The 250-nt window shown below is 40.0% G+C and carries 1 protein-coding gene; it reads left to right on the top strand.

Translation table 11 applies throughout. The features are described from left to right. Positions 1–250 (top strand): hypothetical protein (locus tag AC1M89_RS14855; protein WP_481614409.1); only part of this gene is annotated, 250 nt, incomplete at both ends.

A 250-nucleotide genomic window follows, 5' to 3' on the forward strand; every position in this document is an offset into this window, starting at 1 on the left:
GTGATGTGATCAAAGCGACTGATGAATTAGACGCTGCAGATGCTGCATTAAAAACCAATGCACAACAAGAGTTTGAAGATTCATTAGCAACAGAAGCGGATTTAGCCGCGCTTGAGACGAAGGCGAAAGAACTTCAGACTAAACTTAATGAAAATGCAAAGTTAGAAGAGTCAGCAAGATATACTGATGAAACACGTGATGCACTTCAACAAGAAATTAATGAAGCTTTACAACTCGTTGCTGATGGTCG

The organism is Acinetobacter sp. ANC_7635 (assembly GCF_056779945.1).